Below are 24968 nucleotides of genomic sequence, written 5' to 3' on the forward strand. Positions count from 1 at the left end.
AATATTTCATAGTGAGATCCTCAGCGCGGCTTCACCAATGGGAAGGGCAGTGTCTCGCGGATGCTGCGGCCGGTGATCAACATGACGATGCGGTCCACGCCCATGCCCAATCCGCCGGTCGGCGGCATCGCATGCTCGAGCGCCTGCAGAAAGTCCTCGTCCAGCTCCATCGCTTCCGGATCGCCGTTGGCCGCGAGCATCGACTGTTCGGTGAGCCTGCGGCGCTGCTCGATCGGATCGGTGAGTTCGCTGTAGGCCGTACCCAATTCGACGCCCCAGGCGACCAGATCCCAGCGCTCGGTCACGCCGGGAATGCTGCGGTGCGCGCGGGTCAGCGGGGAGACCGAGGTGGGGAAGTCGATGTAGAAAGTCGGCTTCTCCGTATGGGATTCGACCAGGTGCTCATACATTTCCTGCACGACCTGCCCGGCATCCCAGCCGTGCTGACAGGGCACCTCCGCCTTATCGCAGAGTTCGCGCAGCTCGTCGAGTGTGGTCTGCGGGGTGATCTTGGTGCCGAGTGCCTCCGACACCGCGCCGTGCACGGTCTTCACTGCCCACTCCCCGGAGATATCCACCTCTTCGAAGGAGCCGTCCGGTTTGGGTCGCAGCGCCACCATCGAACCATTGGCGGCCTGTGCGGCGTTCTGGATGAGCTGGCGGGCCAGCTGCATCATCCGCTCGTAATCGGCATGTGCCTCATAGGCTTCCAGGCTGGTGAACTCCGGATTGTGGCTGAAGTCCACACCCTCGTTGCGGAAGTTGCGCCCGATTTCGAAGACCTTCTCCATACCGCCGACGCACAGCCGCTTGAGATACAGCTCGGGCGCGATCCGCAGATACAGATCCAGATCGTAGGCATTGATATGGGTGAGGAACGGTGTCGCATTGGCCCCGCCGTGTACCTTCTGCAGGATCGGGGTCTCCACCTCGAGATACCCCCAGGCGTTCAACGAATCCCGCAGCGCGCGCACCACCGCGGTCCGCTTGCTCAGCACCTCGCGGACCTCGGGATTGATCGCCATATCGACGTAGCGCTGACGCACCCTGGCCTCGGGATCGGCCAGGCCCTTCCACTTGTCCGGCAGCGGATGCAGGCATTTGCCGATCATCCGCCAGTCCGCGGCCAGCAGCGAGAGTTCGCCGCGCCGACTGTGCCCGATCTGGCCGCTGACCTCGATGAGGTCCCCGAGGTCGAAGAATTCGCCGAATTCGGCACTGCGTTCGGCACCGACTCGATCGCGGTCGATGACCAGCTGGATATCGTCGGTCCAGTCCCGAACCACCGCGAAGATCACACCGCCGTAGTCGCGGATGCGCAGCAGTCGGCCACAGACCCGCACGGTGGTGCCGCGCGGTGAACGACGGGCTGCCGCGACGGTATGCGTCGGGGGATAGGCGACCGGATAGGCGTCGACTCCGGCGGACGCGAGCCGGTCGAGTTTGTCCATGCGCACCCGCACCTGCTCCGGGCGGCGCGGAAGCTGTTCCACACCGACGTTGTCCGGCAGATCCGGCGGACTGCCGTCGGCGTGCAGTCCGTTGACACCCGCGGGTACCGCACTGTGCAGACCGGTATGGGTGATGGTCTCGGGTTCCTTGCCGAAGCGCGGTAGGAAGCCCTCGGCGAGCGCACTGGCGATGGCCACCCGAGGTAGTTGCCTGCGCTCCTCGAACAGGAAGAACCGGGGCACCCAGTACGGCTGATACTTCACGTTCGACCGGTACAGCGCCTCCAACTGCCACCAGCGCGAAAAGAACAGCAGCACACCGCGCCACAGCCGCAGCACGGGTCCGGCGCCGATGCGGCCGCCCTCTTCGAAGACGGAGCGGAATACCGCGAAGTTCAGCGAAACCTTGGTGATGCCATGCTGTTCGGAGGTCAGCGCGAGCTGGGAGATCATCAGCTCCATGACACCGTTGGGGCCGTGTGGATCTCGACGCATCAGTTCGAGTGACGCACCGGTGCGTCCCCACGGCACCAGCGACAGCATGCCGAGCACCCGCACCTCGGGTTCGGATGAGCCCGCCGCAGGCTGTCCGTTGAGGGTGGTGGTGGGCTGGCGGGCGGACTTGACCGCCTCGACCAGCAGGCAGTCGCCGTCCAGCCGATCGCCGAGGCGGCCGAGCGCCATGGAGAAGCCGCGCTCGGTTTCGGTATCGCGCCAGGCATCGGCACGGGCGATCACCTGCCGGAATTCCTCGGCCGGAATATCGCGATGGCGGCGGATCCGCACGGTGATCCCGTGCTTGCGCAACCGATTCGCCGCCTGGCGGACCTGCTTCATCTCCGGGCCCGCGAGCGAGAAGGTCCTGGTGTCGAGAATTGCCTCGTCACCGAGGCGCAGCGCCGAAAGTCCGGCCCGCCGGTATGCCGTCGCACCGAGTTCGCTCGCGCCCATGACCGCTGGCGCCCAACCGAATTCGTCGGCCAACTGCAGCCACGCATCGATCGCCTGCGGCCAGGCCTCGCGAATGCCGATCGGATCGCCACTGGCGAGGCAGACGCCCAATTCGACGCGATAGGTCAGCGCCGCCTTGCCGCTCGGCGCGAACACCACCGCCTTATCGCGCCGAGTTGCGAAGTAGCCGAGCGAATCCTCGACATCGGCGCGCTCCAGCAGACCGCGGATCGCGGATTCGTCGGTGCCGGTCATCGCATTGCCCGCGCGTTGCGAGCGCAGCAGGATGACCACCGCGGCCAGCAGCGCGATGGCGCCGAAGAGGCCGAGCAGGAAGTTGACGAACGGGCGCGGATGGCCGTCGAAGTGTTCGTTGTCGACCAAGACAGCGGCGGTCACCCGATAGACCGACCACAGCGGTCGCTGCACGCCCCGGGGCAGCGAACCGGGAAGCAACTCCACCAGACCCCAGCCGAGCAGACAGCCGACCGCGAGACCGCCGGCCAGTACGCCCAACGCCTTCCAGCCCGCCCCCGGGCGCACCTTGGTGTAGAACTCCCGCCAGGACGCGAGCAGCACGCCGATCGCGGTGAGCTGCACCACCGCGGCCACCAGCGCGTGCATATTGCCCTCGTCGGCGAATTCGAGCACATTCGCGAGGGCGTAGAGCGCGATATAGCCGAGCAGCAACCACCAGGCGATTCGCTTGCGGCTGGCCGTCGCCCCGGCGAGCAGGCCGACCACCAGCGCCCACACCAGGCTGGTATCCGGTGCGTCGAAGTAGTACAGGTCGATGTAGCGACGCGGCACGTGCGTCAGATAGCGCAGTCCGGGCGAGAGGCTCCACAGGAAGCACAGCACGGCGAACACTCCCAGGAGCAGACCCGCGATGTGCGGGACCTCGCGCAACCGTCCGTGTCCGCGATGCGGAACCGGTGGTGCCGATCTTTCCGAGGGTGCTTCGGTGTCGATGTGTTGCCCGGCGTGCGTGGTTGTCACAGCACCAGTGTGTACGGTGCCGCGGTAGTGGTGCTCGAAGGCCACCCGGGCATGTCGGTAATCGGCGCGTCATTCATGCGGGTCGGTCGTGCTGTATCCGACTTGCGGTGTTCACGGGTCCCTCCGTGGTTACGCCGCGCTACCGCCTCCGGGGCCGTCGCGAACACCGCGAGTGGGGGTTGGATTTCCGGTTCGACGGCGACGGAGTAAGGATGTATCCCATGTCCGATGCAGTCGATGTGCCGATCGATGACGACGTCATTCGACTCGGTCAGTTCCTCAAGCTGGCCAATCTGATCGATTCCGGATCGGAGGCCAAGACCGTGATCGCCGCGGGTCTGGTACGGGTGAACGAGGAGGTGGAACTGCGGCGCGGACGGCAATTGCATGTCGGCGACATTGTGGCCATCGCCGGTCACCGGGCCAGGGTGGCGGCGGTCTAGTCGCTCAGTCTTCGGCACGGACCACGATGCCGTCGTGGTCGCTGTAGAGCATATCGCCGGGCACGAAGGTGACACCGCCGAATTCGACCGGGATATCGCGGTCGCCCGAGCCGGTCTGGGTGCTCTTGCGCGGGTTGGTGCCCAGCGCTTTGATGCCGATATCGAGCGTGCGCAGGATGGCCGAGTCGCGCACCGCACCGTTGACGATGACGCCGGACCAGCCGTTGGCCACACCGCGTCCGGCGATGATGTCGCCGACCAGAGCGGTGTGCACGCCGGCGCCGCCGTCGACGACGAGCACGCCGCCATTACCCGGCTCGCCCAGCGTTTGCTTGACCAGCAGGTTGTCCTGGAAGCAGCGGATCGTGGTGATCCGTCCGGAGAACTCCGCGCGCCCGCCGAACTGGATGAACTGCGTATCGCAGCTACGGATTTCGGGGCCGATCTCGTCGGCGAGGTCCGCGGTGGCAATAGTGTTCACGGTGACATTCTGCCGCGCCTGCGGCACGGCGTGTTCGCGGCCCCTGGTGTCTCGCGTCCGACCATTTCGATCGACCTGCAACCAGTCGCTAGCGGCGCCGTCGAGACTCGCGACTTCGTCGCATGCGCTCAGACGACTCGGACGCGAGACGGGCCGCGAACTCCTCGCTGGTAAGACTCGCTCCGTCGTGGTCGCCTGGATGCCGATGGTCAGCATTCACCGACGCGCGCTGCCGATCCGGTCGCTAGCGGTGCCCGTAATGCATCTCGTATTTCATCCGCTCGGTTTCGCGCATCTTGTTGTGGTTGATCCACCCCTGATCGATGCCGTGTTGGCTCAGCCGGAACCGCCGCCAGACGTAACTGAGCGAAACCGTGAACACGATCAGCGGCACGATCATCATGACGATCATGCCGATCTTCAACCCCATCGGGCCGGGGAACAGCAACCACAGCGCGAAGAACGGGATGAACGGTACGAGGAAGCGGACGAGGTAGCGTTCCATGGCCCCGTGCCCGACGAGGTCGTGGATGACCCACTCGTGCAGCTCCTCGGGGAGCTCGCGGCCGAGATCGTAAGCGATCCGTTGGCCTAACGTGGGGCGCTTCATATGTTCAGGCTATGCCTGTGAGATGCGCCACCGCCAGGTTCGGCGAATATTCGGCAGCCGAATTCAAGCGCGACCGTGGCGGCGTTCATAGGCCAGCCGCTCGGTCTCCGCGCGCTTCCTGGACGCGGAGTCTGCCAGTGCCGGATCGAGGCCGTGCTTGACCAGACGCGCCCTGCGATACACGTACATCAGCGCCGCGGTGAAATAGATCAGCGGCAGATACAGCAGGGCCATCATCGCCAGGCCCATCCATTTCGGTCCGGGTACCAGCAGGAACAGGCTCAACACCGGAATCATCGGAATGAGGAAGCGCATCAGGTAGCGCCGTGCCGCACCGGGGCCGGTGAGATCCTCGACCACCCACGCCGACATCGACTCCGGCAGCGTGCGCCCGCAGATGTAGGCGACGCGCTGCGGAAATGTCGGTGTCGTGCGGTCAGCCATAGTGCACAGCATCCTCCGGCCGGATGGGCTCGGACAAGTTCTGGCTAGCCCTGCCTGCTGGCGTGGAATTCGGCGATCTGGGTGGTCAGGTTGTGCGTGGAGTGTTTGACGGCGAGCTTCACGAACGGCTCGATGGTCTTGCCGAGCACCTTGCCCGCGATTCCGCCCGGCACGCGATAGTCGACGATCGCGTCGACCGTGCAGTTATCGGTGCCCTTGGCGTGGAACAGGAAGGTGGATTCGATTTCGAAACCCTTGATCGACTTCACCGCGATCGCGTAGTTCTCTTCCCACCGCACGACCTGCAGGCGCGAATGCAGCGCGGCGGGACCGAGTTTGATGGTGCCGTCGAAGGTCGCGCCGACGCCCTCGACCTGATCGGTGATCGGCGTGAAGTCCTGGACCTCGGTGATGAAACGCGACAGATTCCGGTAGTCGTTGACATACGCGAAGGCTGTTTCGGCTGATGCCACACAGTCTTCGACGATCTTCACCTCGGTCATGGCACAACTGTAACGGGTTGCTAACAGCCCGGCCGCAGGTGCTTGCATTTGCAAGCGTCAGGCGGTGACCGCCAGAGTCGCGGCCAGTCCGAAGGCCACGGCCATGACCGCCACCTCGACGACCGCGCGCCGCAGTGAGGATTCGGCGGGCATTCGATGTCCGGTCGCCTGCGGTACCCAGGTCCGTCGCCACCACCAGCCCAGCGCCAGCAACGCAACCAGCACAAGGGTTTTCGCGAGCAGAATGCGGCCGTAGCCGGTCGTCACGAACGGGGCGATCCCGCCGACTCGTACCAGCCCGTTGACCAGGCCGGTGACCGTGACGATGCCGACCAGCGGCAGCGCCACCGCCGAATACCGGGGCAGCGTCACCGCCCACTCACCACGGGTGCGCACCACCAGCGCCAGCGCGACCAGCAGCCCGAACCAGGACGCAGCCGCCAGCGCATGCACCGCCGCGAGCACCGAGCCGAACGGCTGCTGCGACATATGTCCGGTGATCGGCCGCAGCGCGAGCGCCACCGCGGCGAAGACCAGCACCAGATCGGCCGACGCGGTCTCCGGTCGCCGGAACGCCATCGCCGAATAGCAGGCGACCGCACCGCTGCCGATCAGTACCGCGATACCGACCTGACCGCCGCTGATCTCGACCAGGAAATTGCCGAACTGCCTGGCGCTGAGCTTGCCGACGGGCACGCCGACAACGGCGGCCGCCTCGAAGACGAGCACTGTGAATTCGGTGACACACCAGATCCCGGCCAGTACCGTGAGCACCCGCCACGGCGGCCGGAGCCGATCGTGCAGTCGGGGCAATGCGGCCAGTCCGAGCACGGTGGCTCCGGTGCAGTCCGCCAGCACCCTGATGACGCTCTCGGTCTGCGCGGGGGCCGGGACAGCCAGGATCAGCGCGAGCGCCACCCCGAGCAGCCCGGCCGGGACGACCAGCAGCAGCGCTTGCGCATTTCCGCCGCCGGTCGTCCGCTGCACCTTGTTCACCCGTGTGCTCTTCTCACCGCTGTGATTTGCGGCTCCTGCCGCCGAGCAGGGCGAAGGCCAGACCACCGCCGAACAGGACGACCGCGCCGATGACGAAGACCCACAGCGGAATTCCGCCGGAATCGTCACTGCCACCGGAGTTGTGCTGGCTGTCGGCCTTCGGGCCTGGTGTCCCGTTGCCCGCCTTGGTGAGGGTGAAGGTCCGCTCGCCCTTGACCGGATGACCGTCGGCAGAGGTGACCCGGTACCCGATCTTGTACACGCCGGTCGGGCCGAGTTCGCCGACCGCGACGCTCACGGTCGGGCCGTCCACTTTCGGATCGCCCTTGGACCACAGATTCCCGTCCGGACCCACCACGGTGAGTGCCGGAAAGCTTTCCTGCAGCGGCTCGTTGAAGGTGATGCTCACCCGCTCCGGACCGGTTTCGATGCTCGCGCCGTCGGCGGGCACGCTGCTGACCGGCGTCGAATGGGCCGCCGCCGGTCCGGCCGCGAGCGCACCCATCCCCAGCAAGAGCAGTCCTGCGACCAGCCCGGCGACCGTGCGACGCATGGCGGTGCCACTCATGCCCGGCGTCCGCGGATCACATTGCCCAGACCGAGCGCGACGCCGAGCAGGCCGAGCGCGAGTCCGATGCCGCCGAGCCAGCGCGCGGTGTTGTCGGTGTCCTTCGCCTTCTCCGACGCGGCGGCCGAACTGCCGGCGTGGTGGCCGTCATGGCCGTCGCCGGTGGCGGTCGCGAGGGTGAGTGTCGGTGCCGGATGCTCGGGTTCGGAACCGTCCGAGCCCATCGGCTGATCCCATTTGACGACCTTGCCGTCGCTGTAGGTCTGGGTGGCTGGGAAGCTGACCTCGTCCTGGGTCGGCAGCGGGCCGACCGAGAGGACGAAGCGCTGGAACTGGCCGGGGCGGACACCGGGCGTGCCGGGATCGGCGGTCCAGGTGACCGAGGTGGCCTCGGCCTTGTCATTGCGGTCGACCTTGGAGCTCCAACCCGGGATGGGTTCGGTGCGGGCGCTCTTGAGGTTGGGCAGAGCGACGGTGAGCGCCGTGGTGTTCGCGGTCTCGGATTCGGTCGGGACCTTGAAGGTGATCACCGAGTAGTCGCCCTGTGTCGCACCGGGTGCGTCGGCGGTGACATGTGCGGAGGCGGTGCCGCCCGCGAGGAGAACGAAACCGGCGGCGGCGACCGCCGTGCAGGCGCGCGTGATCTGCGTACGCATGGGTGAAGTGCTTTCTGTCCGAAGGGGTTTGGGTGTGGCGGGTCAGGCCGACACCGGTGGGGCGCGCGGACCGATCGCGCCGTTCGGATGAAAGCGGTAGTGCCGGAGAATCGGATCGGACCAGCGGACCGGGCGAGTGACCCCGAGCGGTGATCCGGCTGCGGAAACCGCGCGGATGACGCTGGACGCCAACGCATAGAGCCGCTCGGCCAGCAAGATCAGTGCGACGCAGCCGAGCGTCGCGATCAGGTGCGCCGACAACATCCAGCCCGTGGGCAGGTATGGGTCGAGTTGCGGTACGGCGGTGTGGCTATGGGTGTGGTCGATCAGACCGGATAGCACCGCATGTCCGGCGAGCTGTCCGAGCGCGAGCGGACCGAGCACGGCCCAATGCCCGATTGCGCCCCGGTGCAGCCGTCCCGCGGCCAAACCCGTCAACGCCGAAACAAGCAGCAGCAGTGCGGATTCGGCCGAATCCGGAAATCCGCCACCCGCCGCACCGTGTGCGGCGATGGCGAGCGCAGCGACCATGCCGCCGACCAGACAGCCGCGCGGGCTGCCGGAGGGCTGGCCGGGAGACATCGGATGGATCAGCTGACGCCGAGGCGCGCCAAGACGTCCGCCTCGATACCGGACAGCTCGCTCGAGATCGACGCGTGTACGGCGCGACGACGCGGTGCCGGCATCTGCTCCGCGGTCCGGATGGCGGCGGTCAGATTGCCGAGTCGATCCTGGGTGGCGGCGACGAATTTCTGCGTCTCGCCCTTGCCCGCCTTGTCGCTGGACTGCGTGCCGATCTTGTCAAGGGCGGCTTCGGTATTGGAGATCCGCGCCTGCAGCCGACCGCCGTGGCCGCTGAAATCACCCAGCTGTTCGACGCCGATGCCGAGCTGATGCGCCCGACGGGTATCGATACGGCCGCGGATGTAGGTCGCGGCGCGGTAGGCCAGCGGTGCGAGTACGGGCACCAGCACCCGGGCGACACCGAGGTACTTGCGCACCTGGCTCGCGGTGAACGGATCCCGCTCGGCCTTGGCGGCCACCTTCAGTGCGGCCTTCTCCTCGGCCTGCAGTGTGGCGATCTGCGCCTTGGCGACCTTGCTCTGGGTGCGGGCCTCCGCGCGCCGGGCCTTGCGGTCGTTCTTGGCGCCGAGTTTCGCCTCCATGGTGGCTTTGTGCTTGAGGGCCTTCGCCTCGGCCCTGCGGCTCGGCCGCCGCTTGCGCTTCGTGAACAACCCCATCGAAGGCCCTCCGTGATGCTCGTTCGCAATTGGCAGTACGACGTCGGGGAACGCTCGTCCGCCCATGTCACACGTGTCGCAAGTACCCTAGCCTGTGTCATATTGCCGCGCCTACAGCGCTGGGTGTTCGTTCCCCTGGCGTCTCGCCGCCGACCCTTTCGCGACCTGCAAGCAGTCGCTCGCGGTGCCGTCGCGACTCGCGCCTGCGGTGCACACGCTTCGGTGACTCGGCCCTGAGACGGGCCGCGAACGTCGCTCTGCGGACTCGGTCCGAGCGGGTCGGGTTGATAGCGAATCATTCGGTGCCCCCTACTACCGATTCACCAGTCCCCCGCAGTAGGTCGTGTCATGCGGTTCGCAGAGTTGTCAGGGGTCTGGACCATACTGCGTATGTGTATTCGGGCAGCGGTGACCGCGACGGTCGCAATCACGAAGGCGTAGCCGACGAGCGGCAGGCCGAGGTGAGTACTGCGTCGATACCCGCCGAGCCGACCGCATTCGTCGATGCCAGAGCATTGATCGGATGTCGGCACCGATTGCATTTGAATGCCGCGCATCCGAACCTGCTGACCGGGGTGATCGAGGATGCCGGGGTCCGTCAGCGCCGGGAGGCCGCGACCGCGCATCGCACCCGGGTGCGTGAGGCGCTGATCGCCGCGGATCCGGACAACTGGGTGGTGATCGATCCGACGCTGCGCGCGGGGGAGCGGGCCGCGGCCACCATGCGCGCGTGTGCCGAAGGCGCACAACACATCTGGGGCGGACTGCTGCCGCAGGAACCGGATACCGGCCGCCGCGGCGGTTCGGAGATCCTGCTGCGTGACCGCGATCGCGGCGGCTACATCCCGGTCATCGTGGTCAATCACAAGGTCACCGACCCGCGCCAGCCCGAACCGGCTGATTTCCACCCGACCACCTCCGATCCGTATCACTGGGATCCGCAACCTGATCCGAATCGCAAACTGCGCCAGCAGCCCCGCGATCAACAGCGGCTCGCGCATCTGTACCGCATGCTGCAGCGGCATGGTCTGGCCAGTCCGGCGCTGGTCGGCGGCGTGATCGGCTACCACTTCGACCGCATCCTGGTGCATGATCTCGGCCCGCTGCTCGCCGATTACGACCGGCGCTATGCCGATCGAATCGCAGTGGTGCGCGGGGAGTTGCCGACGGTTCCGTCGAAGGTGCCCGAGTGCCGCCAGTGCCCGTGGTGGACGCGTAAGGCGCCCGCCGACGAGGCGCAGGTCGCGGGTCAGAGCTGCGAGGGCTGGCTGATCGAGCACCGGGATGTGAGCCTGGTCGCGCCCGGTTCCCGCGCGGAGGTGCTGCGCGGACACGGCGTCGAGACCATCGACGATCTGGCCGCCTGGGTCGGCGACGATCCGGAGGACTGGCAGCACGGCCCGTTCGACGAGGCCGTGGTGACCGCCCGCGCCTGGCTCGCGGGCGCGCCGCTGGTGCGCCGGGTCGAGCGGGTCTGGGTGCGCCGGGCCGATGTCGAGGTGGATGTCGATCTGGAGAGCTTCCAGGAGTACGGCGCGTATCTGTGGGGCACGCTGCTCGACGGTGTGTACCGCCCGTTCGTCACCTGGGATCCGCTGCCGACCGAGGATGAGGGCCGCTCCTTCGGCGAGTTCTGGACCTGGCTGATGACGGTGCGCGCCGAGGCCGTCGCGGCCGGGAAAACCTTCGCCGCCTACTGCTATTCGCGTACCGCCGAGGACAAATGGCTCTACGAATCGGCGCGCCGGTTCGCGGGTAGGCCCGGGGTGCCCACAGTCGATCAGGTGCGCGCCTTTGTCGACGGACCGCAGTGGGTCGATATGTTCCAGGCCGTCTCCGATCAGTTCATCTGCCCGAATGGCAAGGGGCTCAAGAAGATCGCGCCGGTGGCCGGGTTCTCCTGGCGCGATCCCGAGGCGGGCGGTGAGGCGTCGATGAGCTGGTATCGGCTGGCCGTCGGCTACGAGGGCGAACCCGAGCTGAGTCAGCGCACCCGGCTGCTCGAGTACAACGAGGACGATGTGCGGGCGACGATGGTGCTGCGCGAATGGATGCATCCGCGGCCCACACGGGCGGATGATCCCCATCGCGCCGACATCGAGGTGCCCGGCTTGGCCGACTTCGGGCAGATGTCGGCGGATGTCGGATAGCCGCGGCGGTACCATCGCGACGTGACAGAGCACGTCGAACAACTCGAGTTCCAGGCAGAAACCCATCAGCTGCTCGAGCTGATGATCCATTCGGTCTACTCCAACAAGGACACGTTCCTGCGGGAGCTGATCTCGAACGGCTCCGACGCGCTGGACAAGCTGCGGCTGGAGTCCTTCCGCGATAAGGATCTGCACGTCGACACCGCCGATCTGCATATCGAGCTGGAGGTCGACAAGGACAACCGGATCCTGACCGTCAGGGATAACGGCATCGGCATGTCCCGCGCCGAGGTAGTCGATCTGATCGGCACCCTCGCCAAATCCGGCACCGCGGAGCTGCGCAAGAAACTGAACGAGGCGAAATCCGAGGCGGCCGCCGAGGAGCTGATCGGCCAGTTCGGCATCGGCTTCTATTCGACCTTCATGGTCGCCGATAAAGTCACCCTGACCACACGCAAGGCGGGCGAGGCCGAGGGCACCCGCTGGGAGTCGGCCGCGGGCAGCTCCACCTACACCATCGAAACCCTCGACGAGGCCCCGCAGGGCACCGCCGTATCGCTGCATCTCAAGACCCCGGACGAGGACGACCACCTCTTCGACTACACCCTGGAGTGGAAGCTCCGCGAGATCGTCAAGAAGTACTCGGACTTCATCGCCTGGCCGATCCGCATGCAGGTCGAGCGGACCGTCACCGAGGGTGAGGGTGAGGAGAAGACCGAGAAGACGATTCTCGAGGAGCAGACCCTCAACTCCATGAAGGCGCTGTGGACCCGCCCGAAGAGCGAGGTCAGCGATGAGGAGTACAAGGAGTTCTACAAGCACGTCAGCCACGGCTGGGACGATCCGCTGGAGATCATCCCGATGAAGGCCGAGGGCACCTTCGAGTATCAAGCACTGCTGTTCATTCCGTCGCACGCACCGTTCGACCTGTTCACCCGCGAGCACAAGCGCGGTGTGCAGCTCTATGTCAAGCGGGTGTTCATCATGGACAACTGCGAAGAGCTCATGCCGGAATACCTGCGCTTCGTCAAGGGTGTGGTGGACGCGCAGGACCTGTCGCTCAATGTCTCCCGGGAAATCCTGCAGCAGGACCGGCAGATCCAGATGATCCGCAAGCGCCTGGTGAAGAAGGTGCTCTCGACGGTCAAGGAGCTGCAGGGCGCGGAGGATCAGGAGAAATACCAGACGTTCTGGAAGGAGTTCGGGCGCGTCCTCAAGGAGGGCCTGCTCTCGGACTTCGACAACCGCGAGACGCTGCTGCAGGTTTCCTCGTTCGCCTCGACCAACTCCGAGGAAGAGCTGACCTCCCTCGCCGCCTACGTCGAGCGGATGCAGGACGGCCAGGACGCCATCTACTACATGACCGGCGAGACCCGCCAGCAGGTCGAAAGCTCCCCGCATATGGAGGCCTTCAAGGCCAAGGGGCGCGAGGTGCTGATCCTGACCGATCCGGTCGACGAGATGTGGGTCGGTTCGGTCACCGAATTCGACGGCAAGCCGTTGCAGTCCATCGCCAAGGGCGAGGTCGATCTGGAGACCGAGGAGGAGAAGAAGGCCACCGAATCGCTGCGCGAACAGCAGGACAAGGACTTCGCCGAACTGCTCGACTGGCTCGGCAAGACCCTGGACAACGTCAAGGAGGTGCGCCTGACCAACCGGCTCACCACCTCGCCGGCCTGCCTCGTCGGTGATGTTTTCGACTTCACCCCGATGCTGGAGCGCATGTACCGCGCCTCCGGTCAGCTGGTGCCCGAGTCCAAGCGGATCCTCGAGCTCAACCCGACCCACCCGCTGGTCACCGGTCTGCGCGACGCCTACGACACGCGCCGGGACGACGCCGATGCGGGCAAGGTTCCCGAACTCACCGAGACCGCCGAATTGCTCTACGGCACAGCGGTTCTCGCCGAGGGCGGTGAGCTGAAGGATCCGGCCCGCTTCGCCCAGATCCTCACCGAGCGCCTGACCCGCACGCTCTGAAGGTCGACCTGCCAAGAATGGGGGACACATAACCAGTGAGCGGCTCACATAGGTTCCAACCTGTGTGAGCCGCTCACTAGGTCTGCGACGCCCGCAACGGCGTCGGATAAGACAACTGATTTCCGTGGCACATGGGTAACTCATCGGGGACGGGCTAAGCCCTGCACCGATTCACCGCTGGGCGCCAACGCGACTATCGTGGCACTTGATCTGGCTTGAATATGCGGGGAGGCGGGGCTAGCTAACGTGCCGAATGCGAACGGGCCGGTCATCCGGGCCGCACGTGCCGATGACTACGACGCCATCGCCACCGTCATCGATGACTGGTGGGGACGCTCGGTGTTACCGCACCTGCCCAGGTTGTTCCTCGATCATTTCTACCGAACCAGCCTGGTCGCCGAGGTGCCCGGCGCCGGATGGCGGGAGCCGACCGAATGGCTGGCCGGATTCCTGATCGGCTTCCTCTCGCCGTCGGAATCCGATGAGGCCTACATCCACTTCGTCGGCGTCGATCCGCAGTCCCGCAAGAGCGGCCTCGCGCGCGAGCTGTACGAGCGGTTCTTCGCGATCGCCAGGGCGAATGACCGGCACATCGTGAAGGCGATCACCGCGCCCGGCAATGACGCGTCGATCGGCTTCCACCGGCATCTGGGCTTCACCGTTGCCGGACCGGTGCGTGATTACAACGGACCGGGCCATCACCTGATCACCTTCGAACGCAAGATCTGATCCGCTTGGCGCACAGCGAGATCGGCCGGAGTTGGTAGGTGCCGGGGGTACTGCCCGGTTAGCCTTGGACGGTCGAAAGGATCGTCAGCTGATGTCTGGTAACCCGCTTGCCGCCGCTGAGCCGTGGGATCTCGTCGCCGACGGATATGCCGAATTCGGACCCGCGATCATGGCGCCTTTCTCCGCTCGCGCACTAGAACTGGCCGGCCTTTCGGCGCAATCACAGATTCTCGATGTCGCGGCGGGGCCCGGCACGCTGAGTCTGCCCGCCGCCGAACGTGTGGCACAGGTATCGGCCATCGACTTCTCCGAGCCGATGATCCAGCGACTCACCGAGGACGCCCGCGCAGCCGGGCTTACCAATATCGAAACGCGGGTGGGGGACGGGCAGGCGCTACCGTTCGACGACGACAGCTTCGATGCCGGTTTCTCGATGTTCGGGCTGATGTTCTTTCCGGATCGGGCCAAGGGCTTCGCAGAATTGTTCCGGGTCCTGCGTCCCGGTGCCACCGCCGTGGTATCGAGTTGGGCGCCGGTGGCCGAATCGACGCTCATGCGAATGATGTTCGGCGCCTTCGCCGCCGCCGATCCGACCATTTCCGAACCCCAACCGAGCTTCCTCAACCTGGAAAATCCCGAGGTCTTCGCGACCGAGATGCGCACCGCGGGCTTCGCCGGGGTGAGCATCCAACGCCACACCAGCACGATCGGTTTCGCCAACTCCGACGGGATATGGGAGACCATGATGCGCAGCAGCGCCCCGCTGCTGCTGATGCGCCGCACCGTCGGGGAGCAGGTGTGGGCCGACCGCGTCGCCCTGATGCGCGCCTACCTCGCCGTCAACTACCGCCCGAACAAACCCCTGTCCACCACGGCATTCCTCGGGATCGGCCACAAACCGACCCCTTGACAGCCGAAACGCCCCGCCATCCAGCCGATGACGGGGCGTAGTTGCCTTGCGGCGCAGACGCTTTAGCGGGGAGCCATGCGCAGGGCGCCGTCCATGCGGATGGTCTCGCCGTTGAGGTAGTCGTGCTCGACGATGTACTGCGACAGCTGCGCGTACTCGTCCGGGCGGCCCAGGCGCGACGGGAACGGCACACCGGCCTCGAGGCCCTTGCGGTACTCCTCGGTGACACCGGCGAGCATCGGGGTGTCGATGATGCCGGGAGCGATGGTGTTCACACGGATGCCGAACTGGGCCAGGTCACGCGCGGCCGGGACGGTCATGCCGTGCACGCCGCCCTTGGAGGCCGAGTAGGCGATCTGGCCGATCTGGCCCTCGAATGCGGCGACCGACGCGGTGTTGATGATCACGCCGCGCTGGCCGTATTCGTCGACGGTTTCGGTCTTGGCGATCGCGTCGGCGGCCAGGCGCATCACATTGAAGGTGCCGAGCAGGTTGACGGTGATGACGGTGCGGAACAGCTCCAGATCGTGCGGGCCGTTCTTGGACAGGATGCGTCCGGCCCAGCCGACACCGGCGCAGTTCACCACGATGCGCAGCGGCGCACCGGATTCGACGACCTGTGCGACGGCGGCGGCAACCTCGTCGTTGCTGGTGACGTCGGCGGGGATGAGGGTGACGCCGTCGGGCACGTTATCCCCGGCGCGCTCGATGGATTGGGGTACGTCGAGTCCGAAGACGGTTGCGCCCAGATCGGCGAAACGCTTGGCAGTGGCGGCGCCGAGGCCGGATGCGCCTCCGGTGATGATGGCGGCGGAACCCGAAATCTCCACGATGGTCCTCTCGTTCGTGACAGCCAGTTGGCCCTTCGTCAATTGCACCCTAACCGGTTCCGTATGAGAGGCCGATCACGGCTCCCTCGCACCCGATGCCCGCCTTGCATAGCACTGTCGGATAAACGGAAAATTATTTGCGAACATGTGTGTTCGCGGCTGGTATCGTCGCAGCTATGCAGCATCGCGAAGCGATTCGATCAGGGATGGTGGCCGGGTGACGGGTGGGCCCCTGTTTTCCGCCGCGTCCGTCGCGGGGCGCCGGATTCTGATCACTGGCGCGGCGCGCGGTATCGGCGCCGCACTGGCGCGGCAGTTGCACGCGAAAGGGGCGAAGGTAGCGCTGCTCGGGCTGGAGGCGGATCTGCTCGCGGAGGTGGCGCACGAATGCGGGGACGCGCCGTGGCGCTATTGCGATATCGCCGATCACCGGCAGGTGGAGCGGGTGGTGAGCACGCTGGTCACCGAACTCGGCGGGCTGGATGTGGTGGTGGCCAACGCCGGGGTTGCCAAACAATTGGCGCTGCTCGGCGGGGATCCGGCGGTCATGGAGGAGACGCTGGCGGTCAATGTGCTCGGCGTCTACTACACGCTGCGCGCCGCCGGACCGCACATCTGCCATCCGGACGGATATGCGCTGGTCATCTCGTCGCTGGCGGCCGCGGTGAATCTGCCGCTGGTCGGGGCATACAGCGCGTCGAAGGCCGGAGTGGAGGCGCTCGGTAATACGTTGCGGCACGAGGTCAGGCATACCGGCGCGAAGGTCGGGGTCGCATATTTCGCCGAACTCGATACCGATATGACCGCGCGCGGCTTCGGCACCGCCGCCGCGCGGGCCATTCTCGGCCGGTCCACGGTGTCGGGAGTCGCCCCGCTCGGACCCGCGATCGATGTGGTCGAGCGCGCCATCGCCCGGCGCAAACGTCAGGTGGTATCGCCGTGGTGGGTGGCGGTGGCGCTGCCGTTCCGGCCGATCGCCCAGCGGGTCATCGATGTCGCGCTGCGGCGCGGGGTGGCGCGGGCATTGGAGATCGCGCGCACCGAAGAGGCGCCCTTCACCACCGACCAACCGGCCAGACCCCGCAAAATGGAGCGACCGGCGTAAGCCGGATACCGCGCCCGCCCGACCCTCGGAGCCACTGAATGACCGAATCCGCAAGCAGCGCACGCCAACTCCCGCGGGGGCGACACGGCCTGCCGAGGGAGGAGGTGATCGCCTCGCAACGCGAGCGGATCCTGAGCGCGATGGCCGAGGCCATGGTCGAGAACGGATACGTCGGGACCTCGGTCGCGGTCATCCTGAAGCGGGCCGGGGTTTCGCGGGAGACCTTCTACGAGCAATTCCGTTCCAAGGAGGATTGTTTCGAGGCCGCCTACGAGCGGGCCGTCGAACTGCTGATCGCGAATATCGCGAATGCGATGAGCGGCGATGCGCGGGATGCCACCAACCCGGCCGATCCCGATCGGATGGGGCGCATCCTCGAGGCCTACTTCGACGGGCTCATCGCCGAACCCGCATACGCCCACCTCTACCTCGTCGAGGTCTACGCGGTGGGTTCGAAAGCGGTCGCCCGCCGCGCCCAACTGCAGGAATCATTCGTCGCCATGATCGCCGACGTCCTCGACGCGCGCACCGACCAACAACGCTTCGCCTGCCAAACCCTCGCCGCCGCCGTCAGCGCCATGGTCACTGCCCGCGTAGCCATCGACGACCTTCCCGGCCTCCGAGCCCTCCGTGAACCCCTGCTCGACCTGGTGCGCCGCAGCGGTGATCTCTACGGCGAGGCGATGCTGCGTCAATCCGAAGTGCGGGCCTGAGCGCCGACGGGCGGGACCGTCCGCGCGTGGGCCGCTCGCTGCGCTCGGCGGCGTGCAGCCCGGGCCGATGCCGTCCAACGGCAAGCCGGGTGGAGGTACCTCCCGGAGGACGGGCTGGGAGCGTGACCGGTCAGCGCACCCTGTCGGCTTCAGGTGCCGGATCGTTCGGGATGCGTTCCGGATTTCGGCGCCCGCGACGCGATCGAATCAGCAGGGCAATGCCCGCTGTGGCCGGGGCGAGGGTGGCGAGTGCGCCGCCGGTGAGTATGCCGAGGTCTGGGAGGGCGGCGGCGAGCAGGCTCGCGGTGCCGAAGTAGAGGAACAGCAGGCCGGAACAGATGCCGATGACATGTTCCGGAAGATGCTTGCCGACCAGGATGCCCGCGGCGATGGCGAGCGCGTCGGCGGCGACCATGCCGATGGTGGAGCCGATCCACACGCCGATCCAGCTGTTGTCGGTGGCCAGGGCCGCGGTGGCGAACATGGTCCGGTCGCCGAGTTCGGCGAGCAGGAAGGCCGAGAGAACCACCAAGAAGGGCGCGGTCGTCGAACGCGGCGGCTTGGGTTCGGCCTCGGCATCAGCGCGGCCGAAATGTTCGCGCAGGGTCCACAGGCCCACGGCCAGGAAGGTGAGCGCGGCGACCAGTGCGATGGCCCGGGTGGGCAGCGCGGCACCGAGGAAATAGCCGACACCGACCGAGATCAGATGCACCGCCGCACTCGCGGTCGCAATGCCGCCGAGCACCACCCACCAGCGGTAGCGCAGCGCGAACGTCAACGCCATCAGCTGGGACTTGTCACCCAACTCGGCAAGAAAGACGATTCCGACGCTGAGCAATATCGTCGCGATCATGTGGTCTGCACTCCCGGGCTCCGGCCTGCCGGCCGGGGGATCGGGTTACGCCTCCGGCCGACAACGAAATGGTTGTCTCGGCCGAAGGTCTCGCCCACCGGATCTACGCCGGTTCACGCGGCCGGGTCCGCGCCCTTGTGAGGCGGCGGACCAGTATGTCGACAGCGCGATTGCGGGCTACTCCCCTTCGCTGCTATCGACTGTACCCCCGCCGCCATCCTCACGCCAAGCCGCTGTAATCGAAATCGCAATGCGCACAATAAGTTTGGTAATCCAACCGTCGAGTTTCGGGTGTCCTCACAGATCCGGCAGCCCGCGCTTATCCAGAAATGAGCTAGCCCTTGGCAATCAGCGCACCCGGTCGCGACCTACTACCCGGGCTTGCTCGGCACCGGACGGACCTCCCCGAAGATGCCGTCCGATTGCCGCGGCTCGCTCGGCGCAGCCGGATCACCTCGCACAAGGTGCGAGGTGGGCCCGGCTAGGCGAAGAGTGGTTCAGGCGGCCAGGAGCATTGCCAGAACCGCGGTGTCCGGATCGCTGATCGGATCCAGTCCGACCCGGCTCACCAAAGAGGTGACGGTGCCGTCGGATTCGGCCTCCGCCCATGCTGCCCGATGCTCCAGCCCCAGATGCGGAACGCCGGGCAGGAGCACACAACCCGATGCCACGCCGACACATTCCGGCAGCGACGGCCGGGTCTCCGAGGGCGGATGCAACATCAACAGCGCCGGCGGCACATGATCGGCGAACCGGCCGGGTTCCAGCGCCTGGTCACCGAGCACCGGTCCCTCGGCGAGGACCAGCCCGACGGTGCCCGGCGCCGGATCATCCGGTAGCTCCTCGCGCACACCGAAGACGGTCGAGGTCGTCAACAGTCCCGGATACGAGGCCACCCGCACGGCGAGCACGAGTACCTGTGCCCATTCCATGGTGGTGTCGGGCCAACGTCCGGAGATGACGAACCCCCGCAGCGATCCGCGGGCCTGGAACGGCGTGATGCCGATGGGTCCGTTCGTATGCATGATGCCTCCCGTGATCGAACCGGGGGCGGCTTTGCCCGTCCTCGAACTGTGGATTCTCGAGGATGCGCCAAAACTCAGTTGGCACACAAGTACCAAAGAGTGCTAATCGGACACGATGAACGCAACAAGCCCGCGAACCGGTCGGTTCGCGGGCTCGCAGGCGGGAAAAGCTCAGCCGAAGATGAGGCCCTTGGCCTGGCCGACGGCGCGCGCGAAGCGCTCCTGCACGTCCTCCCAGTTGACGACGTTCCAGAACGCGGTCACATAATCCGCCTTGACGTTCTTGTACTGCAGGTAGAAGGCGTGCTCCCACATGTCGACCTGCAGCAGCGGGATGATGCCCAGCGGCACGTTGGCCTGCTGGTCGTAGAGCTGGAAGGTCAGCAGCTTCTGGCCGAGGGTGTCATAGCCGAGCACCGCCCAGCCGGAGCCCTGCAGGCCGTTGGCCGCGGCGGTGAACTGCGCGCGGAACTTGTCGAACGAACCGAACTGGTCGTCGATCGCGGCGGCCAGCTCGCCGACCGGCTTGTCACCACCGTTGGGGGACAGGTTCTTCCACCAGATCGAGTGGTTGACGTGGCCGCCCAAGTGGAAGGCCAGGTTCTTTTCGTTCAGGAAGATCGCGCCGTGGTCGCCCGCCTCGCGTGCGGCCTCGAGCTTCTCCAACGCGGTGTTGACGCCGGCGACATAGGCAGCGTGGTGCTTGGAATGATGAATCTCGTTGATCTGCCCGGAGATATGGGGCTCCAGGGCGCTGTAGTCGTAATCCAGATCTGGCAACGTGTACTCAGCCACGATGTCCCTTTCCTAATGTCGGGCCGGGTGCGCCCGCGTCTTCGAGCACACCCAACCATCATTCGTACACCCGGTCGGTTCCAACCTGACCCGGTCCCCCCACATTCCGTGGGGCTCGTCGGATCGTGATCGGTGGGCCTGTAGTTGCTGTGCACCCCGCCGTGAACGCTGTGTTCGGGCGAGGTTCCACGCGTAGCATCGAACCATGTCCTGGTACGACGAACTAGTCGGACGGGTCCGTCTTCCCGAGCCAGCGATGGTGACGCCGGAGCAAGCGCTGCCCGGTCGTCCCGACCCGATACTGGTCTCGGATAACCATTATGTGAACGGTCGGCCGATCCATCCGCCATTTCCGGAAGGTCTGCAGGTCGCGGTGGTGGCCATGGGTTGTTTCTGGGGTGCGGAACAGGAGTTCTGGCAACTCGACGGCGTCTTCACGACCGCGGTCGGGTATGTCGGGGGCTATACCCGGAACCCGACCTATGAAGAGGTGTGCAGTGGGCGCACCGGCCATACCGAGGCGGTGCTGATCGTCTTCGATCCGAACGTCATCGAATACGCCGATGTGCTGCGCCGGTTCTGGGAGAACCATGATCCGACCCAGGGCATGCGGCAGGGCAATGATCGCGGCACCCAGTACCGCTCGGCGCTCTTCACCGTCGACGCGGCGCAGGCGCGGCTCGCGCACAGCACCGCACAGACCTTCGGTGAGCGGCTTGCCACCGCGGGATACGGCGAGATCACCACGGAGATCACCGAACTGCCCGGACAGGGCGGCACGGATCCGCTGCGGGCGCTGCCCGAGTTCTTCTTCGCCGAGAGCTACCACCAGCAGTATCTGGCCAAGAATCCTGGCGGCTACTGCCCCGTGCACGCCACCGGCGTCAGCTGTCCGGTCGGTTTGGGTGCCTGAAACACAACCGCACACCCGGTGACCGGGTGTGCGGTTCGAAGTGCACTACAGCTGCGGCACGATTCCGGCGCGCATGGTCCGCGGATCGCCCGCGTCATGCGCTTTCCACCAGCGCACCCCGCCCGCGATGAATTCCTTCAGCGGGATTTCGGTGCCATTGGCGTCGTGAATCGTCATGTCGTCGAACCACACCCGCACATCGAGTTCGCGCGGGTCGATGCCCTCCTCCTGGGAGAACTCGATGACGTGGGTGGTGGCGTGAGAGTCGATCCGGGTGTCGAAGCTGAGCAGTTCACTCCAGTGCACCCAGCCACTTTCGTCCACGTCGATGAATTCCCAGCCGTGCAGTCGACCGCCGCCGAAGCTGCGGATGGCCGCGTCCAGTTTGTCCAGCTGTAGCGGCAGCACCCTGGCCGCCACGTCGTCCCACTCTTGAATGCGTAGTGAGGCCGCGACTCGACCGACACCGGTGAATGTCAACTTCACGCGATAGTCCTCGGGCGCGGGACCCTCGGCCGGAAGCGTCAATACCTCCAGGTCGATGCTCAGTTGCGCGTTCGCGGTATCGACCTCCACGCCTAGGCATGTGGCCTCGGAGAGTGCTGTGTTGAGTGCTGTTGTTTCCATTCCGTCGAGTAGCCCCCTGCTCACGTTCATGCATCCAGGCTACCGACAGCACCTGCGGGAACCCGGTATTTCAGTTATTCGCTGGTGTTCTGGTTTTTTTGGGGAACCGATCGGCGATCAGCGGCGTCCAAGTAGATATCGGGACCTGCACAGCCTCAGATCCCGAAGCAGCGGCGAATGACCGCTCCGGGATGGCAAGGAGGGGAGTCTCGGATCGGTCGTTCGTACCGCGACCTGCTCCAGCAACCTCTCGGTATCGCCCGTTCGATCCGGGGTCGGCACATCAGCCCTAGTAGACCGATAGCTTCTTGATAGTCGAAGTCTGTGATTGGTGTGCTGTTAGATAGCTGTGCCCTGTGGATCAAGTTGTGGATTATGTGGATAACTTCGACCGAGATATGCACAAGCGGCCCTGGAGCGGGGCATCGGACAGGATCCAGAAGGACAGAACATACCCGAGGTAACGTGCCGATGTCGAGGCCGTGAAGTGCCTGTGGGTCACCGGCATAGCGGGGCCGGAACTCCCCCGTGCTGCGCCACCCATGGCAGGATCGAAGCGTGACGAGCCCCGAAGTGTCGTCGGTGCCGGTGGAAGCCGTACCGGACGAATTCGACAAGACCGAGCGTATCGCGGCGGAGGCCCCGGCGGCGATTCTGCTCGACGTGCGCGAGGACGACGAATGGCAGCTCGGACATGCGCCGGGGGCGATCCACATTCCGATGGCCGACGTGCCCGCCCGCGTCGACGAGCTGGACTACGACGCCCAGCTGTATGTGATCTGCCGCCAGGGCGGCCGTTCCATCGAAGTGGTCAAGTACCTGGCGCACATCGGATACGACGCGGTCAATGTCAGTGGTGGCATGGTGGCATGGCAGCGGGTGGGTCGACCATTGGTTGCGGACGGCGATCACCAGGCGAAGATCTACTGAGGCAAGAGAGAGGGGCACGCGGCATGAACGTCAGGCCTGGAGGCGGCAGCCTGCGTAACCACGGAGGGCCCGGGCATGCCGCAAGGGAGACACCGTGAGTGCGGTGGTACAACCTTGTGCGCGCTGTGGCGCGCGCTGGGCCGTGCAGACGACGCCGATGCACTGGTGCCCGCGCTGCCGTGGCGTGCTCTTGTCACCGGCGCCCATCGACGCCCCCGCGGAGCGGCGAAACTACCGCTGGGTGGCCCGCCGTCCTGATCAGCGCACCCGCAAGTTGAGCTCCGGTCGGCCGCGGCCGTCGGTGGAAACACCGCGCTACCAGCAGATTCCGCGCTGGGGCCTATTGGATCCGCCGGTCGAGTCCGCGCCTGCGCCACAACGGCCGCTGGACCGGCTGACGAATAGGGCAGGTGCGCTACTCATCGCGACCGCGGCGGTTTTCGCGGTCGCCGCCTGCGCCGAACTCGGGCGTTATCTGATCCTGTTGCGCAACCGCACCCGGCTGATTCCGTCGTGGTTGCTGCACATCTCCGATGCCATGGTGTGGCTTTCGGCATTGGTCGGCCTCGCGCTCGGGTTGATCACCGCGATTGCGATGCTCGGCTGGTTGATCGAAACGCGTCGGGCCGCCTTCGCTGCGGTCGGCCGCCGGGACCCGCGCTTGGTACGAACGCTTGCACTCGGCTGTCTGATACCGGTGGTGAATCTGTTGTGGCCCGGTGTATTTCTCACCGAGACGGTCGCCGTGCGTCCGGATCCGCGGACGCTGCGGGTCGTGCGCATCTGGTGGGTGGGGTGGGTGCTCGGCGCGGGCTGCGCAGTGGCGGCACTGCTGTGGCGGACCGCGGATACCCTGCAGGCCAAGGCGGACAGCGTGCTGTTCACCGCGTTCACCGACCTGGTCGCGGCCGCGGTCGCGATGCTGACTCTCTGGGTGCAGCGGTCGATGGCGGGCCGGGATCTGTTCGGCCGCACCAGGATTGCGCGCCGGTGGGTGATCGCCGTCGATCCGGCGGTGCCCGTCATCGAACCGGTGCAGCCGGGCGGCGGCGCGTCGAAACAGCCTGAGCCCGTCGCGCTCGAAACAAGTACACCGCACCGTGAGCACGAGGAGGTTTTGGCCAAGTGAGCCAGGGCAGTCGCGCACCGTTCGTCGTCGCGCACCGGGGATCGTCGGCGGCGCTCCCGGAACATACGCTCGCCGCGTATGAACTAGCGCTGAAAGAGGGCGCCGATGGCGTGGAGTGTGACGTCCGGCTGACCAGGGACGGACATCTGGTCTGCGTGCACGACCGCACCGTCGACCGGACCTCGTCGGGCACCGGACTGGTCAGCGAAATGACCCTGGACGAACTCGCGGGACTCGACTTCGGGGCCGACGGCGCACCCGCATCGGTACTCACCCTCAGCGAACTGATCGAGCTGGTACTGGATTGGCGCAGCAGACCGACCAAGCTGTTCATCGAGACCAAGCATCCGGTGCGCTACGGCGCGCTGGTGGAGAACAAGCTGCTCGCCGAACTCCAGCGCTTCGGCATCGCCACCCCCGCCTCCGCCGATCACTCCCGCGCGGTCGTCATGTCCTTCGCGGCCACCGCGGTCTGGCGGATCCGCCGTTCCGCACCGCTGCTGCCGACGGTCCTGCTCGGTGAATCATCGCGCTACCTGGGCGGCAGCGCCGCGACCACGGTCGGCGCGACCGCTGTCGGTCCCTCGGTGAAAACCCTGCGCGAACATCCGGACCTGGTCGACAAGGCCGCCGCCGCCGGCCGCGCCACCTACTGCTGGACGGTGGACGATCCCGACGATGTGCGCCTGTGCGCCGACCTGGGCGTCAGCTGGGTGGCCACCAACCACCCGGCCCGCACGAAGGCCCTGCTCGCGGCTGCCTGAGTCGAATCGGTTTCCACCGCTGGGCGAGCGCATATCCGAGGCTGACGACCCGCACGGGCGACCCCATCGGAGCGAGTCTTGCGAGCGACCGTTCGCGGCCCGTCTCGCGTCCGAGTCGTCGAAGCGCATGCGCCGCAGGCGCGAGTCTCGACGACTCGGACGCGAGACACCAGGG

General features: G+C 66.3%; 26 protein-coding genes. 11 read left to right on the top strand and 15 right to left on the bottom strand.

Annotation, left to right across the window (positions count from 1 at the left end):
* Window positions 1-20 precede the first annotated feature (20 nt).
* Complete coding sequence (lysX, locus tag ACIBW7_RS02180; protein WP_397043211.1) at window positions 21-3401, bottom strand: bifunctional lysylphosphatidylglycerol synthetase/lysine--tRNA ligase LysX; 3381 nt, start codon at window positions 3399-3401, stop codon at window positions 21-23.
* A gap of 221 nt (window positions 3402-3622) precedes the next feature.
* Between lysX and ACIBW7_RS02185 the strand changes: the two genes are divergently transcribed.
* Window positions 3623-3844 (top strand): RNA-binding S4 domain-containing protein, encoded by a 222-nt coding sequence (locus ACIBW7_RS02185; RefSeq protein ID WP_040685709.1) that lies wholly within the window; start codon window positions 3623-3625, stop codon window positions 3842-3844.
* A 4-nt stretch (window positions 3845-3848) separates the two neighbouring features.
* Here the strand turns inward: ACIBW7_RS02185 and rraA are convergent, their stop codons facing one another.
* The 9 genes from rraA to ACIBW7_RS02230 all read right to left on the bottom strand — a co-directional run bounded on the left by rraA (window position 3849) and on the right by ACIBW7_RS02230 (window position 9343).
* Complete coding sequence (gene rraA / locus ACIBW7_RS02190; RefSeq protein ID WP_397044144.1) at window positions 3849-4316, bottom strand: ribonuclease E activity regulator RraA; 468 nt, start codon at window positions 4314-4316, stop codon at window positions 3849-3851.
* 253 nt (window positions 4317-4569) lie between these two features.
* Entirely contained in the window at window positions 4570-4935 is a 366-nt protein-coding gene (locus ACIBW7_RS02195; RefSeq protein ID WP_063044103.1) for a DUF5313 family protein, read from the bottom strand.
* A 63-nt stretch (window positions 4936-4998) separates the two neighbouring features.
* A complete protein-coding gene (locus ACIBW7_RS02200) occupies window positions 4999-5379 on the bottom strand; it encodes a DUF5313 family protein (protein WP_397043214.1) in 381 nt (126 codons plus the stop codon).
* Window positions 5380-5423: 44 nt separating this feature from the next.
* Window positions 5424-5882 carry an SRPBCC family protein gene (locus tag ACIBW7_RS02205; RefSeq protein ID WP_397043216.1) on the bottom strand — a complete coding sequence of 153 codons (459 nt, stop codon included), beginning with the start codon at window positions 5880-5882 and terminating at the stop codon, window positions 5424-5426.
* Between the two features lie 57 nt (window positions 5883-5939).
* A complete protein-coding gene (locus ACIBW7_RS02210; protein ID WP_397043217.1) occupies window positions 5940-6878 on the bottom strand; it encodes a CopD family protein in 939 nt (312 codons plus the stop codon).
* A 13-nt stretch (window positions 6879-6891) separates the two neighbouring features.
* The gene (locus tag ACIBW7_RS02215; RefSeq protein ID WP_397043219.1) at window positions 6892-7446 is read right to left on the bottom strand and encodes a copper resistance protein CopC; all 555 of its coding nucleotides are present in this window, start codon (window positions 7444-7446) and stop codon (window positions 6892-6894) included.
* On the bottom strand, window positions 7443-8102 hold the full coding sequence (locus ACIBW7_RS02220) for a YcnI family protein (RefSeq protein ID WP_397043221.1): 660 nt from the start codon (window positions 8100-8102) through the stop codon (window positions 7443-7445). Before ACIBW7_RS02220 ends, ACIBW7_RS02215 begins: the two co-directional genes overlap by 4 nt.
* Before the next feature lie 42 nt (window positions 8103-8144).
* Window positions 8145-8684 (bottom strand): hypothetical protein, encoded by a 540-nt coding sequence (locus ACIBW7_RS02225; RefSeq protein ID WP_397043223.1) that lies wholly within the window; start codon window positions 8682-8684, stop codon window positions 8145-8147.
* An 8-nt stretch (window positions 8685-8692) separates the two neighbouring features.
* Window positions 8693-9343: a DUF6474 family protein gene (locus ACIBW7_RS02230; protein WP_397043225.1), complete on the bottom strand. Its 651-nt coding sequence runs from the start codon at window positions 9341-9343 to the stop codon at window positions 8693-8695.
* Between the two features lie 392 nt (window positions 9344-9735).
* Between ACIBW7_RS02230 and ACIBW7_RS02235 the strand changes: the two genes are divergently transcribed.
* The 4 genes from ACIBW7_RS02235 to ACIBW7_RS02250 all read left to right on the top strand — a co-directional run bounded on the left by ACIBW7_RS02235 (window position 9736) and on the right by ACIBW7_RS02250 (window position 15109).
* Window positions 9736-11493, top strand: coding sequence for a TM0106 family RecB-like putative nuclease (locus ACIBW7_RS02235; RefSeq protein ID WP_397043227.1), 1758 nt, complete (start codon window positions 9736-9738; stop codon window positions 11491-11493).
* 21 nt (window positions 11494-11514) lie between these two features.
* Complete coding sequence (gene htpG, locus ACIBW7_RS02240; RefSeq protein ID WP_397043230.1) at window positions 11515-13470, top strand: molecular chaperone HtpG; 1956 nt, start codon at window positions 11515-11517, stop codon at window positions 13468-13470.
* Between the two features lie 246 nt (window positions 13471-13716).
* The gene (locus ACIBW7_RS02245) at window positions 13717-14199 is read left to right on the top strand and encodes an N-acetyltransferase (protein WP_327094741.1); all 483 of its coding nucleotides are present in this window, start codon (window positions 13717-13719) and stop codon (window positions 14197-14199) included.
* 91 nt (window positions 14200-14290) lie between these two features.
* On the top strand, window positions 14291-15109 hold the full coding sequence (locus ACIBW7_RS02250; RefSeq protein ID WP_397043233.1) for a class I SAM-dependent methyltransferase: 819 nt from the start codon (window positions 14291-14293) through the stop codon (window positions 15107-15109).
* A 62-nt stretch (window positions 15110-15171) separates the two neighbouring features.
* Here ACIBW7_RS02250 and ACIBW7_RS02255 read toward each other — a convergent pair whose 3' ends face one another.
* Window positions 15172-15939 (bottom strand): SDR family NAD(P)-dependent oxidoreductase, encoded by a 768-nt coding sequence (locus ACIBW7_RS02255; protein ID WP_364350959.1) that lies wholly within the window; start codon window positions 15937-15939, stop codon window positions 15172-15174.
* A gap of 217 nt (window positions 15940-16156) precedes the next feature.
* On the opposite strand from ACIBW7_RS02255, the gene ACIBW7_RS02260 reads away from it, so the two are divergent.
* Both ACIBW7_RS02260 and ACIBW7_RS02265 read left to right on the top strand, forming a co-directional pair.
* Window positions 16157-17044 carry an SDR family NAD(P)-dependent oxidoreductase gene (locus tag ACIBW7_RS02260; RefSeq protein WP_397043235.1) on the top strand — a complete coding sequence of 296 codons (888 nt, stop codon included), beginning with the start codon at window positions 16157-16159 and terminating at the stop codon, window positions 17042-17044.
* Between the two features lie 38 nt (window positions 17045-17082).
* On the top strand, window positions 17083-17757 hold the full coding sequence (locus ACIBW7_RS02265) for a TetR/AcrR family transcriptional regulator (RefSeq protein WP_397043237.1): 675 nt from the start codon (window positions 17083-17085) through the stop codon (window positions 17755-17757).
* 130 nt (window positions 17758-17887) lie between these two features.
* Here the strand turns inward: ACIBW7_RS02265 and ACIBW7_RS02270 are convergent, their stop codons facing one another.
* The 3 genes from ACIBW7_RS02270 to ACIBW7_RS02280 all read right to left on the bottom strand — a co-directional run bounded on the left by ACIBW7_RS02270 (window position 17888) and on the right by ACIBW7_RS02280 (window position 20430).
* Window positions 17888-18610 carry a TMEM165/GDT1 family protein gene (locus ACIBW7_RS02270; protein ID WP_397043239.1) on the bottom strand — a complete coding sequence of 241 codons (723 nt, stop codon included), beginning with the start codon at window positions 18608-18610 and terminating at the stop codon, window positions 17888-17890.
* Window positions 18611-19107: 497 nt separating this feature from the next.
* Window positions 19108-19635: a peptidase gene (locus ACIBW7_RS02275; protein WP_397043241.1), complete on the bottom strand. Its 528-nt coding sequence runs from the start codon at window positions 19633-19635 to the stop codon at window positions 19108-19110.
* A 171-nt stretch (window positions 19636-19806) separates the two neighbouring features.
* Window positions 19807-20430, bottom strand: a complete 624-nt coding sequence (locus ACIBW7_RS02280) for a superoxide dismutase (protein WP_040685719.1) — start codon at window positions 20428-20430, stop codon at window positions 19807-19809.
* A gap of 205 nt (window positions 20431-20635) precedes the next feature.
* On the opposite strand from ACIBW7_RS02280, the gene msrA reads away from it, so the two are divergent.
* The gene (gene msrA / locus ACIBW7_RS02285) at window positions 20636-21343 is read left to right on the top strand and encodes a peptide-methionine (S)-S-oxide reductase MsrA (protein ID WP_397043244.1); all 708 of its coding nucleotides are present in this window, start codon (window positions 20636-20638) and stop codon (window positions 21341-21343) included.
* A gap of 45 nt (window positions 21344-21388) precedes the next feature.
* On the opposite strand, the gene ACIBW7_RS02290 is transcribed toward msrA, so the two are convergent.
* Complete coding sequence (locus tag ACIBW7_RS02290) at window positions 21389-22000, bottom strand: hypothetical protein (RefSeq protein ID WP_397043246.1); 612 nt, start codon at window positions 21998-22000, stop codon at window positions 21389-21391.
* Window positions 22001-22528: 528 nt separating this feature from the next.
* Here ACIBW7_RS02290 and ACIBW7_RS02295 point away from each other — a divergent pair.
* The 3 genes from ACIBW7_RS02295 (at window position 22529) to ACIBW7_RS02305 (ending at window position 24793) form a co-directional block, all read left to right on the top strand.
* Window positions 22529-22900: a rhodanese-like domain-containing protein gene (locus ACIBW7_RS02295; RefSeq protein WP_397043248.1), complete on the top strand. Its 372-nt coding sequence runs from the start codon at window positions 22529-22531 to the stop codon at window positions 22898-22900.
* A 94-nt stretch (window positions 22901-22994) separates the two neighbouring features.
* Window positions 22995-24029 carry a DUF4328 domain-containing protein gene (locus ACIBW7_RS02300; RefSeq protein ID WP_397043250.1) on the top strand — a complete coding sequence of 345 codons (1035 nt, stop codon included), beginning with the start codon at window positions 22995-22997 and terminating at the stop codon, window positions 24027-24029.
* Window positions 24026-24793, top strand: a complete 768-nt coding sequence (locus ACIBW7_RS02305) for a glycerophosphodiester phosphodiesterase (RefSeq protein ID WP_397043252.1) — start codon at window positions 24026-24028, stop codon at window positions 24791-24793. Before ACIBW7_RS02300 ends, ACIBW7_RS02305 begins: the two co-directional genes overlap by 4 nt.
* Window positions 24794-24968: the final 175 nt, after the last annotated feature.

This window comes from Nocardia sp. NPDC049526, assembly GCF_044465765.1.
Taxonomy (GTDB): Bacteria; Actinomycetota; Actinomycetes; order Mycobacteriales; family Mycobacteriaceae; genus Nocardia.

Excerpts from the sequence above, each read along its gene's own strand:
- ACIBW7_RS02200 (WP_397043214.1), bottom strand. The coding sequence starts at position 5,379 with ATGGCTGACCGCACGACACCGACATTTCCGCAGCGCGTCGCCTACATC.
- ACIBW7_RS02225 (WP_397043223.1), bottom strand. The coding sequence starts at position 8,684 with ATGTCTCCCGGCCAGCCCTCCGGCAGCCCGCGCGGCTGTCTGGTCGGC.
- ACIBW7_RS02265 (WP_397043237.1), top strand. The coding sequence starts at position 17,083 with ATGACCGAATCCGCAAGCAGCGCACGCCAACTCCCGCGGGGGCGACAC.
- ACIBW7_RS02205 (WP_397043216.1), bottom strand. The coding sequence starts at position 5,882 with ATGACCGAGGTGAAGATCGTCGAAGACTGTGTGGCATCAGCCGAAACA.
- ACIBW7_RS02215 (WP_397043219.1), bottom strand. The coding sequence starts at position 7,446 with ATGAGTGGCACCGCCATGCGTCGCACGGTCGCCGGGCTGGTCGCAGGA.
- ACIBW7_RS02195 (WP_063044103.1), bottom strand. The coding sequence starts at position 4,935 with ATGAAGCGCCCCACGTTAGGCCAACGGATCGCTTACGATCTCGGCCGC.
- ACIBW7_RS02275 (WP_397043241.1), bottom strand. The coding sequence starts at position 19,635 with ATGCATACGAACGGACCCATCGGCATCACGCCGTTCCAGGCCCGCGGA.
- ACIBW7_RS02290 (WP_397043246.1), bottom strand. The coding sequence starts at position 22,000 with ATGAACGTGAGCAGGGGGCTACTCGACGGAATGGAAACAACAGCACTC.
- msrA (WP_397043244.1), top strand. The coding sequence starts at position 20,636 with ATGTCCTGGTACGACGAACTAGTCGGACGGGTCCGTCTTCCCGAGCCA.
- ACIBW7_RS02270 (WP_397043239.1), bottom strand. The coding sequence starts at position 18,610 with ATGATCGCGACGATATTGCTCAGCGTCGGAATCGTCTTTCTTGCCGAG.
- ACIBW7_RS02220 (WP_397043221.1), bottom strand. The coding sequence starts at position 8,102 with ATGCGTACGCAGATCACGCGCGCCTGCACGGCGGTCGCCGCCGCCGGT.
- ACIBW7_RS02250 (WP_397043233.1), top strand. The coding sequence starts at position 14,291 with ATGTCTGGTAACCCGCTTGCCGCCGCTGAGCCGTGGGATCTCGTCGCC.
- ACIBW7_RS02185 (WP_040685709.1), top strand. The coding sequence starts at position 3,623 with ATGTCCGATGCAGTCGATGTGCCGATCGATGACGACGTCATTCGACTC.
- ACIBW7_RS02230 (WP_397043225.1), bottom strand. The coding sequence starts at position 9,343 with ATGGGGTTGTTCACGAAGCGCAAGCGGCGGCCGAGCCGCAGGGCCGAG.